Below are 15,043 nucleotides of genomic sequence, written 5' to 3'. Positions count from 1 at the left end.
GTATCGCATTGCGCACAACATTCTCGGCCCTCATACGGCATCTATTCCGATTCAAAGTGTTTTATATCGCCGGGGCGGTTCTAGCTCTAGCGATCTATGTATTAACCCATCTGTCGATTCCGAAGTCCGTTCAGCCCGAGCCGACCGGCGACCAATACAGCTATGAGCATTTCATCGCCGCGAACAACGTCTCCTTGCATGTCGTTAAAACCGTGCCGGGAGCCGTTCATTTGCGAATCGTGGACGACAACGTTACGAGAACCGGCATTGTAGGCGTGAACGGAGGATTTTTCTGGGAAAAACAGCTGTTAAGCATCGCCGTGGAAAATGATCAACCCGCAGGCGGGACGAAGGGTCAACGCGGTTCAGGGTGGTTCAACGCCAAATACGCCCGCGGAACGCTCGTCTACGACGGGGATACCGGCTTATTCTCGGTGCAGGTCGTAAGCGACGCGGACCAGATAAAAGTCCAAGACCGGTCCCGGTACTGGGCGCAAGGCGGCATCAGCTTAAACCTTCGCGACGATGTCCGTTGGCGCGCGCAAGCGGAGACGGAGGCGATTCCGGTGCCGGACGAGTTCCGGCTTCGCAGCGCCATGGCTTACGACGGGAAAGGACAAGTGTACCTGTTCGTAACGGACGTTCGGTGCACGGCTGAAGACTATCGCAAAGCCATCCTCGAATACGGGAACGCGGAAGCGCACCGGTTAATCGACGGGATTTTCCTCGATGGCGACGGTTCTTCCCAATTATCGACCCGGGAAGCGATGCTGTCGGGCGACGGAAGAGCGGTGCTCCAGATGATCGGCGTGGATTGACGGCAGGAAAAAGGCGGCCTTCCGGTGAACTATATATCGCAGTTATGTTAATCGCGGAGGGAAGAAGATGAAGTCGATTACGGTTGCAAGCTTGCAGGAGAAGTTCAAGCTGGAGGTACTGTCTGGCGGGGATCGGCTCGGTCGCGAGATTACGAAGGCAAGGGCGCATCGGCCCGGACTGGAGTTCGTCGGGTATTTCGATTTCTTCCCGATGGAACGGGTTCAAGTGCTCGGACGCAAAGAAATCAACTATTTACATAAGCTGACCGAAGAAGAACGCAATTTGCACATCGGCAACGTCGTGAAATACCATCCCCCCTGCTTCATCGTGACGTCGAATCAGGAAGGCTTGAAATATTTGACGATCTATTGCGAGCAGGAAGGCATTCCGTTGCTGCGGACAAGCGAGAAGACGACGGAGTTCATCGCGAAGCTGGACGCCTACCTGATGAAGGCGTTAGCGCCCGAGATCGCCGTTCATGGCGTATGCGTCAACGTGTCGGGGATCGGCATTTTGCTGCGGGGCAAGTCAGGCATCGGCAAAAGCGAGACGGCGCACACGCTCATCCGGCGCGGCCACCGTCTCGTCGCGGACGATATCGTCGTCCTGAAGAAGCTGAGCCCGCAGACGCTGCTCGGTTCGCATAACGAGACGACGCGGGAATTTCTGGCGCTGCGCAGCATCGGGCTCGTGAACGTCGTTCGGCTCTATGGCCGCAAAGCGTTCCAAGACGAATCGCGGATCGTGCTCGATATCGAGCTGACGCATTGGCAGGATAACACGCTTAACAACGACTTGGAACTGGAGCCTAAGTTCTCGGAATACATGGGCGTGCGGATTCCGTACATTGAAATTCAGTTGCAGCCGGGTCGCGACGTAGCCGGCATGATCGAAGCGGCGGCGAACAATTGGTACTTGAAGCAGCAGGGATACAGCGCCGCGGAGGAGTTCATGAAGCGGTTAGAGGACGAGATGGCGGGCGGGTAAGCCATAAGTTATGGCTGCACGTACAAGTAAGCGGTTCGCGTCGTCCGGTAAGTGCCTTCCAGTAACTGTTCCGGCAGCAGTTTCGATTTCACGAGCGCGTTGATTTTCGTCGGATCAGCCCGGCACACCGCTTTCCAAAGCTCGGGATCCGGAAGCGCGGCGAACACTTGCTGGTCGTCGTACACTTTTTTCTCTTGATAAATGATTTTAAGCGTATAATCGGGCAGTTTTAATTCGGCGTCGGTCGCATAAGCCGCGATGATCTCTTCGCGAAGCGTCTCGAGCGCGTCTTCGATTCGTTTCTGTTCTTCTTTCAATTGGCAATAGAGCGTAAGCCGTTCCGGCCGCATGGCGTTCACCTCTTAAAAAATAATGCTAGATGATGAAAGCTATGAACCTCTCTTCCGAAATATACCTAATCGCGATAACAATATTGCGCGCACACCGCATGAAGTCGTTATTCCCCGGGAAATGTCGAAGCGGGGCGAGCGGCGACGAGGGGCGCATTAGACAAAAAGAGTGATTGATAGACTCAGGGGGAGAACGATCGTGATCAGACGTTATGTAATGGGAATATCATTGGCGCTATTGATCGCGTCGATGGCGGCATGCCGTTCCGGAGTTGATGACGATTCGAAGTCTTCGTCAGGAGTGTCGGAGCCAACCGCGTCGGCAAGCGATTCCGCACCGGCCTCGTCCTCGGCAATCGCTTCGGGCGAGACCGAACCGAAGGCTCCGGGGTCGAAAGGTTTTCTATGGCGGGTGACCGGAGGGACGAACCCGGGTTACTTGGCGGGGACGATTCACGTGGCGAGGAAGGACATGTATCCGCTAGACCCGGACTTGGAGCAAGCGGTGGCGGATTCGGATTATATCGGGCTGGAGCTCGATTTGACGAAGGTCAATCAGCTGGCGCTCGCTACGCTCGTCGCTAAGCAAGCGCTGCTGACGGACGGGACGAAGCTGCAAGACTACGTGTCCGAAGACGATTACTCGAAATTCGAGCAGCTCATGAAGAAGTCGGTCGGAATCGTCGGCGCGAGCGCGTTCGATCAGTACGAGCCTTGGTACGCCGCAATGACGTTAGAGAGTTTGCCGGCGACGAAATACAAGGAAACGGACGGCATCGACGTGCATCTCGCCAAAGAAGCGCACGAGACGGGCAAGACGGTGATCGAGCTGGAAAGCGCGGAATCGCAACTCAGTCTGTTCGACGGCTTTTCCGAAGAGCTTCAGCAGCTTTACTTCCATCAGACCGTAACCGGGGCGGCCACGGCTTCGATCGGATACAAGCAATTGCTCGACATGTGGACGCTGGGCGATCTTAAAATTTTGGAAGCGATGCATGACTCTTATGTCAAAGAAGGCCGCCAAACGATGGGCGATTTGTTCGACGAATACGATAACGGGCTTCTGGTGAGCCGTAACGAAGGCATGGTCGAGAAGATCGACGATTATTTGCAAAGCGGCGAAGCGGGTACCTACATGTTCGCGGTAGGCTCGTTGCATATGGTCGGGGAGCATGGCTTGGTCGCGCAGCTCGAGAGCAAGGGTTATACGGTAGAGTTCATCGAGTAGAGAAAAAAGGCTGTTCGCCTGGCCGGGAGGTTCCCGGACGGGCCGACAGCCTTTTGTGGTAGGGCGCTTATTTGAAAAAGACGAAGTTCGTAGGCAGCTTGCGAAGCGAACCGTCCGAAGGGTGGTTGATGACGCGGCCGCCCCATACGAGCGTCGACGAGCCGCCGCCGTCGAGGTTGTATCCGTCGATCGCGCCGTAACGTTTCAGCAGCGATTGCATCTCTTCGAGCGTGGCGCCGGAGCTGCCGTGCTCGTTGTAGCCGTCCGCGACGATGAACAGCAGTTGGTCGTCTTTATAGCTGGCGACGACGGTTCGCGGTGCCCGTCTAGGGCTGCTTTGCCACTTGGCGGGAATCGACGTCTTGCGACCGTTCTCGAGCAGCACGGGAACGAAGGAAGCGCCGAACTTCGGCTTCAAGGCGTCGAGCTCCGACTGGTTGCCGAATTTGCCGCCGATCAGCTTATTGTTTGCGCTCATGCCGACGAAGAACAGATCTTTGTAGCTCGCTTGGAACGATCCGACGTATTCGCCGTCCACGATCGTCGTGCTGAGCGGGAAACGGCCGGCTCGGCTGTCGGCGAATCCGCCCGCGTTGACGCCGATCGAGGCGTTGCTGCGCTTGACGGCGTTCAAGGTCGTCTCCGCTTTGCCGGGCTTGTCTTCCGCGAGGACGAGCTTCATGGCGTCTTCGTCCTTCAACTGAACTTTGAGCGCATAGCTGCTGAAGTTTTCGTTCGAGAGGTAGAAGAGCTGAGCGCGTAGCTTGTCCGTATTGATCGTCGCGGCAGGCTTGCCGAGCTTGCCGGTAATGCGCTTATCGTAAATTTGATAAGGCCGGGACGATTGCGCGGTTGCCATGCTGGCGATCTTCTTCATATCGGCGTTCGTCTGGTTATATAGCTGCAGCTGGCGTTTGATCATCTTGCCGGTGATCGCGGCGGACGACTCGGCTTCAGCTAGGCCGTTCAGAGCGTTGCCGGATAAGGCGGCAGGGTCGATATTCGTTGCCGCATGCTGCGGGAAAGCTTCCTCGGTCAAGCTGACCGCCACGTTGCCGATTGCGAGCCACGCGAGCAGGCCGACGAACGGCGCGCAAGCTAGCAGCATCGTGCGGTTGAGACCGCGAACGCCTATCGCGCTCATTTGAGCACGTCCAAGTTCTTTTTCAGCTCGGCGAGCTGTTTTTTGACGTCGGCCAATTGCGTATACAGCTTGTTGCTGTTGTCCGTCTTCGTATCGGCGTTATCTTTGGTGAACGTCAGCAGCTCGTTGAGCGCATCGATCTTGCTTTGCATTTGGGCGAGCTGGGCTTGGTAGTCGCCCTCGAGCTTAGTCATTCGCGCGTCGTAGTCGATTTGCATGAGCGAGATTTGCGAAGCCGTCTGCGCTTGCAGATCGGCGGAAACTTGGTTCTGGATGCGGTCGGAGTACCATTTGGCGCCGGCGACGCCGCCTCCGATCAAGACGAACCATAGAAGGACGAAAATAACGGTGGCTGCGGGACTGCGTTTGTTCGAAGCGGAATGACGGTAAGTTTCCGTGACGGATGGCGTTGGTGAATCAGTCGTTCTCATAAGCGGTAAAGCGCACCTCTCTAGTTGATTTGCGGGCAAAGCCTTAAAGACTCTGTATAGGATAACGTATATTGAACGGCAGCGGGGAAAAAAGGTTGCGATTTTAATAGGATTGTAACATTGGGTGGATAAGGATGGATGCGTAGAGGTCCGCAACGGTGTGAGACACCGTTGGAGAAACAAATCCGGCGATTGTCGCGCCGCAACGGTGCCAGACACCGTTGGGGAAGCAAATCCGGCGATTGTCGCGCCGCAACGGTGCCAGACACCGTTGAAGAAGCAAATCCGGCGATTGTCACGCCGCAACGGCGCGGGACACCGTTGGAGCTGCCAGCTACGCCGGAGCCCCGTGTCAAAAGTAGGCAATCGACGCCGTTTACGGTTAAAATAGAGCCATAGTGCAATGACAGCTTACCGAAAGGAAGACCATCATGATTAGATTCGGAATAATCGGAACGAACTGGATAACGGAGCGATTCATCGAAGCGGCGCGGGAGAGCGACCGGTTCGCGCTGACCGCGGTATATTCGAGAACGGAAGCAAAGGCGCGCGAATTCGCGGACAAGCACGGGGCGGCGCACGCGTACGCCGACTTGGATGCCTTCGCGGCGAGCCGGGAGTTCGACGCCGTCTACATCGCCACGCCCAATTTTTTGCACGCGGAGCATGCGATCGTCTGCATGAACGAAGGCAAGCACGTGCTGTGCGAGAAGCCCGTCGCTTCCAACGTTCCCGAGCTCGAGCGCATGCTCGAAGCCGCCAAGCGCAACAGCGTAACCTTCATGGAGGCGTTGCTCACGACGCACCTGCCGAACTTCCGCGCGATCGAGGACAACCTGCATAAGCTGGGGAAAATCCGGCGTTATTTTGCGAGCTACTGCCAATACTCCTCGCGCTACGATGCTTACAAGGAAGGCAACGTCATGAACGCGTTCAAGCCGGAGCTTTCGAACGGTGCGCTCATGGACCTCGGCATCTACTGCATCTATGCGCTCGTTACGCTGTTCGGCGAGCCGCAGCGCGTTCAAGCAGATGCGTACATGCTCGAATCCGGCGTGGACGGCCAAGGTAATCTGCAACTGAACTACGGGGATATGAACGCCTCGATCCTATACTCGAAAATATCGACCTCCTACGCGCCCGCCGAAATTCAAGGAGAGAACGCGACGATGGTCATCGATAAAATCAACACGCCGGAGCACGTGGAAATCCGCTACAGGGACGGTACCATCGAGACGTTGACGAGACCGCAGCCGAACAAATTCATGTATTACGAGACGGAGCATTTCATCGATCTCGTCGCCAGCGGCCAACCAGAGTCACCTACGAACTCCTGGCGGAATTCCCTTAACGCTCTCCGCATCATGGACGAATCGCGCAAGCAGATCGGGCTCGTCTACCCGGCCGACCGCATAAGCGAATGAACGGGCGATTCGAATCGGACAACGTCATCGTCGGACTGGCGGGGTGGGGCGACCATAACGAGCTGTACCCTCCGGGGACGCCGTCCAAAGACCGGTTAACGCAATATAGCGAGTTTTTTCCCGTCGTCGAAGTGGACAGCTCGTTCTACGCTATCCAATCTCCGGATCGTTCCGCCCGCTGGGTGGCGGATACGCCGGCTTCGTTCCGGTTCGTCGTGAAGGCGTATCAGGGGATGACCGGACATCAGCGCGGTAAAATGCCGTTCGAGAGCACGGACGCGATGTACGCGGCTTTCCACGAGTCGATCAAGCCGATTAAGGAATCCGGCAAGCTCATCGCCGCGTTGTTCCAGTACCCGCCGTGGTTCGATTGTACGAAGGAAAACGTTAGTCTTCTAAGAGAGACGAAGAGGCGAATGGGCGACGTTCCTTGCGCGCTTGAGTTCCGCCACCAGAGCTGGTTCTCTCCCGCTTATCGAGACAAAACGTTAGCCTTCATGAAGGAGCAGGGCTGGATTCATAGCGTCTGCGATGAGCCGCAAGCGGGATCCGGTTCGATTCCGACGGTGCTCGCGGCGACGACCGGGGACGTGACGATCGTCCGCATGCATGGCCGTAACGTTGCAGGCTGGAATCAGAGCGGATCGCCTAACTGGCGGGAGATCCGCTATTTGTATCAATATAACGGGGAAGAGCTGGCGGAGTGGGTAAACGGGATCGCGTTGCTGCTTAAGGAAACGAAGCAAATATGCGTGTTGTTCAACAACAACTCGGGCGGGCATGCCGCGGGCAACGCTAAGCAATTCATGCGCATGCTTGGTCAGACGACGAGAGAAATTCCGCGACAGCTCGACCTGTTTCAGACGGAAGACTAAGCACCCGGTTGCTGACAAGCGGCGAACCGGAGGCTTATCGAAAAGGGTTTTTGCGCTTTTTGTCGAAAAATGTAGAACAAACTACTATGGCGGTGCACCTAGATGCTTAAAGACCTCATTGTCAACATCGCGTTCATTACGGTTTTTACGTTTTTCTTCAGCCATCTTTTCATTAAAAATCGGTTGGTTCTGGACTGGAAGCAAAAAATCGTCTTAGGAATCGTGCAAGGCGTTTTCGGCACCGTGCTCATCTATTACGGCATGCGCTATTCGAGCACGATTATTATCGATTTAAGGTATATTCCGGTGTCGGTAGCCGCTTCGTTCGGCGGGTTCGGGGCAGCTGGTATTGCTGGAGCGATCATGATCGTATGCAGATTGTGCATCCTTCCGTGGTCGGAAGCCTCTTGGAGCGCGCTCGTTATGTTGGTCCTTTACGTATGCGGCTCGGTGGTCATTATCCGATGGATCAAGTACTATTGGTATCGTTGGATTGGCTTTATGGTATGGTTAGTCGCGATCATGATGAGCGTCGGCTTCTTCGTTCTGAACATGCCCCTCCACATTTTAGGGATAATATGCGCCTTCAATTGCTTGGGCGGGTTAATCGCAGCTTACCTGCTTTCCTACTTAATTCGCTCGGAGCAACTGGAGCAACAAATCCGTTCCATGCAAAAGGGACTCCAAAGGTTGCTCCGCTCTCAGCCCGGATTTACGGCAACGGTTGTAAGAACTGATCCGGGAACTTACCTATACACGCTAGCGGAAGGTCAACTGTTGAGTGAAAAGGGATGGAAGCCCGAAGACTTCGAAGGGAAAACGCTCGACGAAATTACCGTGCTTTCGATAACCGAACAAGAATACGTAAGAGCGTGCTTCGATCGCGTGTTTCAAGGGGAAATGGTTACTTATGAACCCGGAATTAAAGAATCCGGGATCTTGATCACGATGCAGCCTGTCTATGAAAAAGGGGAAGTCGGGGAAATCATAATATCGGGTATGGACCTTACCGATCGGAAGCAAAAAGAAGAGGCGGACGAAGCTAATAAAGCCAAAAGTAGATTCCTGGCGCGAATGAGCCACGAAATTCGCACGCCTATCAATGCCATAATCGGATTGAATTATTTGCTGCAACAAACGACGCTGCACGAGACCCAACAAGATTATGTAAGCAAATCCATTATGTCGGCCAAAAACCTGCTGCATATCGTCAACGATATTTTGGACTTTTCGAAGATCGAAGCCGAGAAAGTAGAATTGGAGAAAATCGATTTCGACTTGTATCAGGTCATTAACGAAATTTCGAATATTATCAGCTTAAAAGCGTTTGAGAAAAATTTGAAGCTGCGCTGCCATATCCATCACGCCGTTCCGAATAGGTTGCGGGGCGATCCGTTCCGTCTGAATCAAATCTTGTTGAACTTTACGAATAATGCCGTGAAGTTCACGGAGAACGGGGAAGTTTCGATTTCGGTAGGGCTTGAGTCTATCGGAGAGCATGGCGTTAGACTGCGATTTTCCGTTCGCGATACGGGCATCGGGATGACGGAGGCGCAACAAAGCAATTTGCTTCAAGAGTTTACGCAAGCAGATATGTCTACGACGCGGAAGTACGGGGGGACGGGCCTCGGGTTGGTCATCAGTAAAAACCTTATCGAGCTTATGGGCGGGGAGCTGCATATCGAAAGCGAAATTGGTCGAGGTAGCTGTTTTACGTTCACCGCGGAGTTTGACGGGAGCGGGAAGACGAGCTCCGGTAAAGAAAAAGAATCGCCTAGGCAAAACCTTCGCGTGTTGCTCTTATGCGACGACGATGAAATGAAGCTCGTTTTGAACAACCAGCTTGAAAAGTTCGCGTCCGCGGTCGTCATCGCCGATTCGCAAAACGCTGATCACGAAGGCTATGACTTGGTTATCATAGATTGGAAGCTTAAGACGGCGAACGTCATCCAGCTCGCGGATCGAATGAGAAGGGCGAGCCTATCGTCTAAGCGGCCTATTATACTGATCAGCGCTTATTACGATCGACAGCTACAGCATCCCGAATATTTGACGGCCTTTGATAAAGTGCTGCAGTATCCGCTTAGTCAATCGAGCTTATATCGTGAACTCAATGCTTTGTTGCTTCCGGAATCAAAGGGAGGAGAGCAAGAGTACAAGCAGGCCGATAACTTCGATCTGTTGCAGAGAGCCGTCGTATTGTTAGTCGAAGATAACGAGATTAATCAATTGGTTGCCAGCGAAGTTCTTAAAGACGCCGGCATGATCGTAGAAGTGGCGGATAACGGCGAAGAAGCCGTCAAGCTGGCGAGCCTCAAGCGGTATGACGCTATTCTCATGGATTTGCAAATGCCCGTCATGGACGGAGTCGAAGCAACGAAACGAATCCGGAGAATGGATCATGCGAGCCATACGCCTATAATAGCTATGACCGCCGATGCGATGAAAGGCGTTCATGAACAAGTGATCGAAGCGGGAATGGACGCGTATATAACAAAGCCGTTCGATCGAATTCAATTGTTCGGCGTTCTCCAACGGTTAATTCAAAAGGCGATTTAAAGGAGCTTTATTCAACATGTCGGTAACAACCAGATTAAGAGGGTTCAACTTCTTGTTTTTCTCGATGTTCGCGCTGTTCATCTCGTTCTTGCCGGTGTACGCGGACGGAATCGGCATCTCCGGTACGCATATCGGGATCATCTTGAGCATGGGAAGCTTAATCAGCATCTTCTTCCAGCCCCTATGGGGGATGGTAAGCGATCGAACGCGAACCATTCGCCGAGTGCTGCTCTTGCTGCTCGCCTGCTCGATCGTGGCGGGAGCGTTGATGTATCATTCTACCGCCCTATGGAGCTTGGCGCTGTTCGTCGCGTTAATGAACGTGTTTTATTTGCCGACCGATCCGCTCGTCGAGAGCTTGAACTTCCAGACGACGCAAAAGGAAAACGTAAGCTATGGTTCTGTGCGGATGTTCGGAGCGATGGGGTACGCGGTCACGTCGCTGCTGGCCGGATTCGGACTGCAGTATTGGGGAATGGGGAGCTTGTCTTGGATTTACGCGGGGGTAGGCGTAGGGGCGCTGCTGATCGCGTTTACGATCTCGGACGTGCAAGCTTCCTCGAAGCCTGCTTTGTTCGGTCATTTGAAACAATTTTTCATGCAATCGCATACGCTCGTGTTTTTCCTGATCGTACTCGTCGTCGCCATTCCGCACAAAATGAACGATACTTTCATCGGGCTGTATATGGAACAGCTTGGCGGAAGCGTCAAGCTCACGGGGGTTTCGTGGTTCGTCATGACGATAACGGAGACGGTGTTTTTCGCTATTAGCGCCAAGCTGATCAAGCCGGGCAAGGAGCGTCTGTTCATGACGGCGGCGGCAGGCTTGTATGCCGTTCGTTTCCTCATAAGCGCGCTTGCGGACCGGCCCTACGAGCTAGTTGGCGTTCAAGTGCTTCAAGGGGTCACGTTCGTATTGTTCTATGTCGGAGCGATGCAATACTTGTATTCGATCGTGCCAGAGCAGTGGAAATCGACCGGCCAGACGATGCTGACTGTTCTGTTCTTCGGCGCATCGGGCATCGTCGGGTCTTCGATCGGCGGCTGGATCATCGAGTCGTGGGGCGGGCACGCGCTGTACGAAGGAATGGCAGCGATCGCGGCGGTCGGATTCGTGCTTAGTCTCGTCTTGCTGAGACAACCCGAAGCCGAGTCCGCATAAGAATGAACGGACCGGTCACCTATACTGGCCGGTTGCGATAATGCTGGAGCGTTACGCCGTAATGCTTGTTGAAAAGGGGATGAGGGAGCTCGGGTTCTTATAACCGAGCTCTTCGACTTTCTCCTCGTCCCAAAATCCGAAAAATGAACCCCCAAATGCGAAATTTGATGCCTTATCCCGACTATCGTAACCGTTTACAATTACAACTACGATAGATTCGATTGTTCTCATAGCCTGTGAAAACCGGCAGCGCCGGTATTACGACAACAAGGAGGACCAGAAGACCATGAGCGCTAACCTCGGCGCGGAGGCGTCCTCGCGGACGATCCCCGAACGCAAAAAAAATCGAAGATTGCTGGTCCGGCTCGCTAACCAAACCTCCCTGCAGGTAATGGCGCTTCTCGGCCTCGTCTGGATGATCGTCTTCAACTACATTCCCATGTACGGGATTATCGTCGCGTTCAAGCAATATATCGGCATCGGCGACATTATGGACGCGCCGTGGGTCGGGTGGGAACACTTCAAGGCGTTATTCGAGGACGAAGAGATGCCTTCGGTCATCAAGAATACGCTGGGCATCAGCTTGCTGAAGCTGATCATCGGCTTCCCGCTCCCGATCATGTTCGCGCTCTTCCTGAACGAGCTTCGTTCGCTGCGCTTCAAGCGTATCGTTCAGACGGTTTCTTACCTGCCTCACTTCCTGTCTTGGGTCATTCTCGGCGGCATCCTGACGACGTGGCTCTCCGACGTGGGCATCATCAACGACGTACTCATGGGCTTGCATATTATCGACGAACCGATCTATTACCTTGGCGAGGCGAAATATTTTTGGACTATCGTCATCACATCGGATATCTGGAAGGAACTCGGGTGGTCGGCCATCATCTACATCGCGGCCATCGCGGGCGTATCGCCGGAGTTATACGAGGCGGCCACGATAGACGGCGCGGGCAGGTTCCAGCGGATGCGCTACATTACGCTGCCGGGCATTAGCGCTACGATCTCGATTCTGTTCATCCTGGCGATCAGCGGCATTCTGAACTCCAACTTTGATCAAATTCTCGTCCTGAAAAATCAGGTCAACGAAAGCGCCAGCCAAGTGATAGATACTTACGTGTATCAAATAGGTATCTCGCAAGGACGATTCTCCTACTCGGCCGCTGTAGGCCTAGTCAAGTCCATCATCGCGCTGTTCCTGCTGCTGATCGCGAATTCCGTAACCAAACGAATGAACCAATCCTCCCTATTCTGACGACAAGGCGGTGACTGCCCTATGCTATCGAGAAAACGCCAGACGGGTGGAGACGTGGCCTTCGATTGGTTCAATATCGCGACTATGCTGCTGGTCTGCTTCGCGACGCTTTATCCAATCTGGTACGTACTCGTCAACTCCTTCAACGAAGGCAAGGACGCGATGTCCGGCGGCAATATTTACTGGGTTCCGCGGGTATTCAGCTTCGAGAACTACTCGACCGTCTTCAAGAACGACGGCATCATGCTCGCGATGTGGATCACGGTCGCGAAGACGATTCTAGGCACCGTCATTCACGTGTTCTTTACCGCGATGGTTGCATTCGCCTATTCGCGCAAGGAATTGATCGGCCGCAACTTCTATATGATCGTCGGCACGATTACGATGTTCTTCGGCGGAGGACTCATCCCGACCTACTTGTGGTTCCGAGATTTGCATCTGCTGGATACGTTCTCGGTGTACATATATCCCGCGATGTTCAGTTTCTTCGATCTTATTATCTTCCTCGCCTTCTTCCGGGAAATTCCCGACGGTCTCGAGGAAGCGGCCAAGATCGACGGCGCGGGTTACTTCGCTACCTTCGTCAAAATCGTGCTGCCGATATCGATGCCGGTCGTCGCGACGATCGCGCTGTTCCATGGCGTATGGCAGTGGAACGACTATTTTACGGGGCTATTGTTCATTAACGATCCCGACTTGCAGCCGATCCAGACGTTCCTCTACCGGGTTATCGCCCAGTCTAGCTCGAACCAAATCGTCGGTACGGTCGGCGGAGCGATTAATCGAACCGTCACCTCGCAGTCGATCAAGCTCGCGACAATGGTCATCACGACGTTCCCGATCGTCATTGCTTATCCGTTCCTGCAGAAATACTTCGTCAAAGGGCTTATGATCGGTTCCATCAAAGGCTGATCCCCAATGACCCCACCTCGGTTTTTCTTCTCCCTCACCGGAGAAATATTATAAAAATGATGATGAAGGGGTATGAACATGCGCAAAAAATGGTTAATGCTTGCTCTCGTCGCTTCCCTCATGACGACCGTCGTTGCCTGCTCCGGCAACAACAACAATGAAAAAGCAAGCGAAAGCTCCCCGGCACCGTCTGTGAAAGCTTCCGAGCCCGCCGCCACCACGCCGGCAGCAACGGAAACTGCGGCTAACGCCGACGAACCGGGCTGGAAAGCCGATACATCGCCGATCACGTTCGACTGGTACTTGAACTTCGCTTGGTTCCCGAACAAATGGGGCGTCGATCCGACATCCCAATACGTCACGAAGAAAACCGGCGTTAACATTAACTTCATCGTTCCGGCAGGCAACGAGAACGAAAAGCTGAACGCCATGATCGCATCCAACCAGCTGCCTGATTTCATTACGCTCGGCTGGTGGGAAGAAGGCGTCAAGAAGATGATCGAAGGCGGACTCGTCGATTCGCTCGACGATCTTGCCAACCAATACGATCCTTACTTCTTCAAAGTCGCCGATGGCGCGAAGCTGAGCTGGTATCAGCAACCGGACGGCAAAACGTACGGATACCCGAACGCGTCCGCTTCGCCTGTCGACTTCAAAACGTACGGCACGCAATTCATCTCCAACCAAACGTTCGTCGTACGTAAAGATATTTACGAAGCGATCGGCAAGCCGGACATGAGAACGCCGGAAGGCTTCCTGAACGCGCTCAAGCTGGCGAAGGAGAAATTCCCTGAAATCAACGGCGCGCCGCTCATCCCGATCGGCTTCCACGAGTTCAACGAGAACGGCAACTACTCGTTCTTCGACGTTGGCCAAGATTCGTCTTACCTGTCGAGCTTCCTTGCTCTTCCACGCGAGAAAGACGGCAAGCTGTACGACCGCCTCACGGATCCAGAGATGGTGAAATGGCTCAAAGTGTTCCGCCAAGCGAACCAAGACGGCCTGATCTCCAAAGACGTATTCGTCGACAAACGCGCCCAAATGGAAGAGAAAATCGCGCAAGGCCGCTACTTCGCGATGCTGTACCAACGCACGGACTTCGCGGCACAGCAGAACGTTCTGTTCGCTAACGATCCGAACTCCGTCTACATCGCGGTCGACGGACCGGCTAACGCCAACTTGGACGCTCCGACGCTCGCTGGCCCGGCCATCTCCGGTTGGACGGTAACGCTGATTTCCAAGAAAGTCAAAGACAAAGAACGCGCGATCAAGTTCCTGAGCTACCTGATTTCCGAAGAAGGCCAAAAAGACCTGTACCTCGGCGAAAAAGGCGTCTCCTACGACACGATCGACGGCAAAGACCAATTCTTGCCTGACGCCCTCAAGCTCATGCAAACGGACCGCTCCGCGTTCGATAAGAAATACGGCTCTTCTTATACGTTCTGGATGCTCATGGACACGAACATGAACCTGCAATGGGCACCGCCTTCCGTAGAGCCTGCCAAGCAGCTCGAGGATTGGACGAAAGGGAAGACGGCTAGCTATTCCCAGTACGACCTGATTAACCCGCCGGCGACGTCGGAGGAAGGCATCAACGCAACGAAGATCGGCAACGAGTGGGGCAAAGTGCTGCCTAAGCTATTGCTCTCCAAATCCGACGCCGACTTCGATAAGATCTTCGCGGATTTCATCGCGAAACGCGACAAAACCGGCTTCGCCGCGCTCCAAACTTACCGACAAGGCAAGTACGAGGAAAACGTGAAGAAGCTCGCGGCATTCTTGAAATAATCGCATAGCAAGACCTGTAAAAAACCCAGAATCCCTGGGTTTTTTACGGCGTTTCCAAGGACTATCGAGGATTAGGCGTGCTACAATGCTAGACAGGACAGGTTCTACTAGA

13 protein-coding genes are annotated in these 15,043 nt (G+C 54.0%); 10 read left to right on the top strand and 3 right to left on the bottom strand.

All coding sequences use genetic code 11. From position 1 onward, the window contains the following. Window positions 1–8 precede the first annotated feature (8 nt). Together ACFPQ4_RS15985 and hprK are read left to right on the top strand one after the other, a co-directional pair. Window positions 9–818, top strand: a complete 810-nt coding sequence (locus ACFPQ4_RS15985; RefSeq protein ID WP_378112873.1) for a hypothetical protein — start codon at window positions 9–11, stop codon at window positions 816–818. A gap of 67 nt (window positions 819–885) precedes the next feature. Continuing rightward, complete coding sequence (hprK, locus tag ACFPQ4_RS15980; RefSeq protein WP_378112872.1) at window positions 886–1,806, top strand: HPr(Ser) kinase/phosphatase; 921 nt, start codon at window positions 886–888, stop codon at window positions 1,804–1,806. 8 nt (window positions 1,807–1,814) lie between these two features. On the opposite strand, the gene ACFPQ4_RS15975 is transcribed toward hprK, so the two are convergent. Beyond that, a complete protein-coding gene (locus ACFPQ4_RS15975) occupies window positions 1,815–2,156 on the bottom strand; it encodes a hypothetical protein (RefSeq protein ID WP_378112871.1) in 342 nt (113 codons plus the stop codon). Between the two features lie 199 nt (window positions 2,157–2,355). Between ACFPQ4_RS15975 and ACFPQ4_RS15970 the strand changes: the two genes are divergently transcribed. Next, window positions 2,356–3,384, top strand: coding sequence for a TraB/GumN family protein (locus ACFPQ4_RS15970; protein ID WP_378112870.1), 1,029 nt, complete (start codon window positions 2,356–2,358; stop codon window positions 3,382–3,384). Window positions 3,385–3,451: 67 nt separating this feature from the next. On the opposite strand, the gene ACFPQ4_RS15965 is transcribed toward ACFPQ4_RS15970, so the two are convergent. Both ACFPQ4_RS15965 and ACFPQ4_RS15960 read right to left on the bottom strand, forming a co-directional pair. Further along, window positions 3,452–4,528: a phosphodiester glycosidase family protein gene (locus tag ACFPQ4_RS15965; protein ID WP_378112869.1), complete on the bottom strand. Its 1,077-nt coding sequence runs from the start codon at window positions 4,526–4,528 to the stop codon at window positions 3,452–3,454. Continuing rightward, entirely contained in the window at window positions 4,525–4,959 is a 435-nt protein-coding gene (locus ACFPQ4_RS15960; protein ID WP_378112868.1) for a hypothetical protein, read from the bottom strand. Before ACFPQ4_RS15960 ends, ACFPQ4_RS15965 begins: the two co-directional genes overlap by 4 nt. 431 nt (window positions 4,960–5,390) lie before the next feature. Here ACFPQ4_RS15960 and ACFPQ4_RS15955 point away from each other — a divergent pair, with 431 nt between their 5' ends. The 7 genes from ACFPQ4_RS15955 to ACFPQ4_RS15925 all read left to right on the top strand — a co-directional run bounded on the left by ACFPQ4_RS15955 (window position 5,391) and on the right by ACFPQ4_RS15925 (window position 14,931). Next, window positions 5,391–6,383, top strand: a complete 993-nt coding sequence (locus ACFPQ4_RS15955; RefSeq protein WP_378112867.1) for a Gfo/Idh/MocA family protein — start codon at window positions 5,391–5,393, stop codon at window positions 6,381–6,383. Next, on the top strand, window positions 6,380–7,258 hold the full coding sequence (locus tag ACFPQ4_RS15950; protein WP_378112866.1) for a DUF72 domain-containing protein: 879 nt from the start codon (window positions 6,380–6,382) through the stop codon (window positions 7,256–7,258). The genes ACFPQ4_RS15955 and ACFPQ4_RS15950 overlap by 4 nt, the downstream gene beginning before the upstream one ends. Window positions 7,259–7,360: 102 nt before the next feature. Further along, entirely contained in the window at window positions 7,361–9,817 is a 2,457-nt protein-coding gene (locus ACFPQ4_RS15945) for a response regulator (RefSeq protein WP_378112865.1), read from the top strand. Between the two features lie 16 nt (window positions 9,818–9,833). Next, window positions 9,834–10,979, top strand: a complete 1,146-nt coding sequence (locus ACFPQ4_RS15940; RefSeq protein WP_378112864.1) for an MFS transporter — start codon at window positions 9,834–9,836, stop codon at window positions 10,977–10,979. 286 nt (window positions 10,980–11,265) lie between these two features. After that, on the top strand, window positions 11,266–12,231 hold the full coding sequence (locus ACFPQ4_RS15935) for an ABC transporter permease (RefSeq protein ID WP_378112863.1): 966 nt from the start codon (window positions 11,266–11,268) through the stop codon (window positions 12,229–12,231). 21 nt (window positions 12,232–12,252) lie between these two features. Continuing rightward, the gene (locus tag ACFPQ4_RS15930) at window positions 12,253–13,143 is read left to right on the top strand and encodes a carbohydrate ABC transporter permease (RefSeq protein WP_378112862.1); all 891 of its coding nucleotides are present in this window, start codon (window positions 12,253–12,255) and stop codon (window positions 13,141–13,143) included. 72 nt (window positions 13,144–13,215) lie between these two features. After that, window positions 13,216–14,931, top strand: coding sequence for a type 2 periplasmic-binding domain-containing protein (locus ACFPQ4_RS15925; RefSeq protein WP_378112861.1), 1,716 nt, complete (start codon window positions 13,216–13,218; stop codon window positions 14,929–14,931). Window positions 14,932–15,043: the final 112 nt, after the last annotated feature.

It is taken from the genome of Cohnella yongneupensis, assembly GCF_042655785.1.
GTDB lineage: Bacteria > Bacillota > Bacilli > Paenibacillales > Paenibacillaceae > Cohnella > Cohnella yongneupensis.
The sequence above is the reverse complement of the archived record's forward strand: the minus strand, read 5'-3'. Positions and strand labels throughout refer to the sequence as shown.